3 protein-coding genes are annotated in these 3,909 nt (G+C 67.7%); 2 read left to right on the top strand and 1 reads right to left on the bottom strand.

Features of this window, described 5'->3' with window-relative positions; all coding sequences use genetic code 11:
• Nucleotides 1–257: 257 nt before the first annotated feature.
• Nucleotides 258–1,268, bottom strand: coding sequence for an NAD(P)H-quinone oxidoreductase (locus ACE3UY_RS20355; protein WP_374689315.1), 1,011 nt, complete (start codon nt 1,266–1,268; stop codon nt 258–260).
• Nucleotides 1,269–1,442: 174 nt separating this feature from the next.
• On the opposite strand from ACE3UY_RS20355, the gene ACE3UY_RS20360 reads away from it, so the two are divergent.
• Together ACE3UY_RS20360 and ACE3UY_RS20365 are read left to right on the top strand one after the other, a co-directional pair.
• Complete coding sequence (locus ACE3UY_RS20360; protein ID WP_374689313.1) at nt 1,443–1,991, top strand: phosphoribosyltransferase family protein; 549 nt, start codon at nt 1,443–1,445, stop codon at nt 1,989–1,991.
• 87 nt (nt 1,992–2,078) lie between these two features.
• The gene (locus tag ACE3UY_RS20365) at nt 2,079–3,878 is read left to right on the top strand and encodes a hydantoinase B/oxoprolinase family protein (protein ID WP_374689314.1); all 1,800 of its coding nucleotides are present in this window, start codon (nt 2,079–2,081) and stop codon (nt 3,876–3,878) included.
• Nucleotides 3,879–3,909: the final 31 nt, after the last annotated feature.

Below are 3,909 nucleotides of genomic sequence, written 5' to 3' on the forward strand. Positions count from 1 at the left end.
ATCCCCGGCTTCCGGGCGCAAGTCACCGCCGCCCGGCCGCAATTCGAGGCGGAGATGGGCGCGGCTGCCTTCGCCGCGGCCTGGGAAAGGGGCCAGGCGCTGGACTTCGACGCCGCCGTTGCCCAGACGCGGGCGGCGTTGGTCTCTATCGGATAGGGGATAAGAGCTCACGCAAAGAGCGCAAAGGACGCCAAGAACGCTAAGAATATTTTCTTCTTTGCGTTCTTAGCAATCTTTGCGCTCTTTGCGTGAGCTTCTTACTCCCCTACTTGCAAGATAACCTTGCCTACATTGCGATTCGCCAGGACGTGCTCATGCGCCGCCTGGGCTTCGGCGATGGGGAAGACGCTATCGATGATTGGCCGCAGCCGCCGAGCGGACTCCTGTCCGCCGGCCAGCTTGGGCCAGATGTCGGCCTCGAACTTACGGGTGATGGCGATCTTCTCGGCCACCGGCCGGCCGCGCAGCGTCGAGCCGATGATGCGCAGCCGCTTGCCCAACACCCGGCCCATATTCAGTTCCCCCTTCGGCCCGCCCAGGTTGGCGATGTTGACCAGCCGGCCGAACGGCCGCAGCGCCCGGATGTTGCGCTCCAGGTAGGAGCCGCCGACAGGGTCGAGGATCACGTCCACCCCTTCCCCGCCCGTCGCCGCCAGCACTTCGACCAGGAAGTCCTGCTCCTTATAGTTGATCGCCAGCTCCGCGCCCAGCGCCCGGCACTGCGCCACCTTCTCCGCGCTGCCGGCGGTGGCGAAGGCCCGCGCCCCGGCATCCACCGCCAACTGAATGGCCGCCGTGCCCACGCCGCTGGCCCCGGCGTGAATGAGCGCGATCTCGCCGGGCTTCAGCGCCCCCTCGTCGAACAGGTTGATATAGGCCGTGTACCACACCTCCGGCACGGCCGCACCCTGGGCGAACGACCAGTCATCGGGCAGGCGCAGCAACATCCCGGCCGGCACGGACACCCGCTCGGCATAGCCGCCGCCCGGCAACAGGGCGCACACCCGGTCGCCCGGCTGCCAACCCGCCGGCGGCCCGGCCACGGCCGCGCCCACCTCGCGCACGACGCCGGCCATCTCCAGCCCCAGCACTTCGCTGGCCCCCGGCGGCGGCGGGTAGGCGCCGCGCGCCTGCCACAGGTCGGCCCGGTTGACGGCCGCCGCCCGCACCTCCACCAGCACCTCATCCGGCCCAATGGTCACGTCAGGGGCTTCGCCCCACACCAGTTCCGGCCGTTCCTTATCGCCTCGCACCTCAATCGCTTTCATCGTCTGCTCCTTGTCACGCCACTCGCCTACGGTACACTTCATTCTAACGAACTCCGGCCGATAAGGCATTTGTCGCCGGTAGGAGCGGGTTTGAAACCCGCCCCTACGTGGTCGGTAGACAGAAATCTGCGTAATCTGCGTAATCTGCGGATTCTTCTTAGGAGCGCACAGACAATGAACTCACGCGATACCCATACCGTCGAAGTGGCCGGACTGGTGCGCCACTTTCCGTTGTTCGAAGTCGCCCCCGGCGTGCGCATCGCCGTCTTCAACATGCTGGGCGACACCTACGTCGTCAAGGCCGCCGCCGCGGCGCTGGCCGAGCGGCTGAAGGATGTCCGCGCCGAAGTGCTGGTGACGGCCGAGGCCAAGAGCATTCCCCTCATCTACGAGATGAGCGCCCTCATGGGACTGCCCTACGTCGTCCTGCGCAAGAGCTACAAGAGCTACATGGGCCAGGCGATCAGCGCTGAGACGGTCTCGATCACTACCGGCACGCCACAGACGCTTTACCTGGACGAGAAAGACCGCGCCCTCATCCAGGGCAAGCGCGTCATCGTCGTAGATGACGTGATCAGCACCGGCAGCACGCTCAACGGCATGGAGAAGCTGGTGCTGAAGGCCAGGGGCGAGGTGGCCCAGATCGCGGCCATCTTCACCGAGGGGGAAGACGATTGGTCGCGGGTTATCGCCCTGGGCAATCTGCCTGTGTTTAAGGAATAAGAAGATCTCACGCAAAGAACGCAAAGTGCGCCAAGAGCGCCAAGAAGAATAATTCTTTGCGTTCTTGGCGCACTTTGCGTTCTTTGCGTGAGCTTCTTAACTCGTCACTCGATGGACGCTGCTACCCTCACCATCTTCAACCACCTCTTCGCCTCCGTGGCCGAGGAGATGGGCGTGACGTTGGGCCGGACGGCCTATAGCCCCAACATCAAGGAGCGGCTCGACTACAGTTGCGCCGTTTTCCTGAGCGAGGGCAGCGAGGCGCGACTGCTGGCCCAGGCGGCCCACATCCCCGTCCACCTGGGGGCTATGCCCGCCTCGGTGCGCGCCGCCGTGGCCCGCTGCGCCCCCTTCCACCCCGGCGACGTGGTCATCCTCAACGACCCCTACCTGGGCGGCAACCATTTGCCGGATATTACGCTGGTGTCGCCGGTGTTCGTGGAGCAGTTGGCAGTTGATAGTTGTCAGTTGACAGTTGATAGTAATCAGTTATTAGAAGGCTCGTCTACTAACAACTATCAACTATCAACTGACAACTTTTTCGTCGCCAGCCGCGCCCATCACGCCGACGTCGGCGGCATGTCGCCCGGCTCCATGCCGCTCTCGACCGAACTGTACCAGGAGGGCCTCATCATCCCGCCCATCAAGCTGGTGGAGGCGGGGCAGCGCAACGAGGCGGTGTGGCAGCTCATCCTGCGCAACGTGCGCGCGCCGTGGGAACGCGACGGCGACCTGGCCGCGCAACTGGCGGCCCACGCCACCGGCGCGGCGCGGCTGCAAGAGATCGCCGGCCGCTACGGCCTCGACGAGACGCTGCGCCAGGCCGGAGCGCTGATCGCCTACGCCGAATCGCTGACCCGCGCCGCCATCCGCTTCATCCCTGACGGCCACTACCAGTTCGCCGACGCGCTGGACGACGACGGCCAGACGGACGCGCCCGTGCCCATCCACGTCGCGCTGACGGTCGCCGGCGACCATCTGACGGCCGACTTCACCGGCACAGCCCCGGCCGTGGCCGGCAACCTCAACGCCGTGCCGGCCATTGTCGAATCGGCCGTCGTCTACTGCCTGCGCTGCGTAGCGCTGGCCTTGCTCGACGTAGACCTGCCCATGAACGCGGGCGTCTTCGCGCCGCTGACCGTGCGCATCCCGCCGGGGTCGCTGCTCGACCCGCCGCCGCCCCATGCGGTGGCCGCCGGCAACGTGGAGACGTCGCAGCGCGTGGTCGACGTCGTCTTCGGCGCGCTGGCCGGGGCGCTGCCCGGCCTCATCCCCGCCGCCGGCCAGGGGACGATGAACAACCTGACCTTCGGCGGGGCCTACCCACCCGGCTGGCCCGCGCCCGCGTCCCACTTCGCCTACTACGAGACCAGCGGCGGCGGCGCGGGGGCGGGGCCGGCGGCCGATGGCGCGTCGGGCGTCCACGTCCACATGAGCAACACGCGCAACACACCGGTGGAGGCGCTGGAGTACAGCTACCCCATCCGCGTCGAGGAATACCGGCTGCGACAGGGGTCGGGCGGAGAGGGCCAGCATCGGGGCGGCGACGGCCTGACGCGGGCCATCCGCTTCCTGGCCCCGGCGACGGTCACCATCACCGCCGAGCGACGGCGGCGCGGCCCGTATGGGCTGGCCGGCGGCTCGGCGGGCGCGCCCGGCCGCGACACGCTCATCCGCGGCGATGAGGTGATCGAGTTGCCCGGCAAGGCCACCTTCGCCGTCGCGCCGGGCGACGTGGTGCGGATTGAGACGCCGGGGGGTGGGGGGTGGGGGGGGGGGGGGGGGGGGCGGGGGGGGGGGGGCGCGCGCCCCGACCCCGGGGGGGGGGGCACGCCCCGCCCGCCCGGGGGCGCGGGCAGGGGGGGAGGGTGGATTGGAGAGAGCTAAAAAGAGGAGAAAAATAAAGAAAAAAAAGAAA

Source organism: Promineifilum sp. (SeqCode) (assembly GCF_041918635.1).
Classification (GTDB): domain Bacteria; phylum Chloroflexota; class Anaerolineae; order Promineifilales; family Promineifilaceae; genus Promineifilum.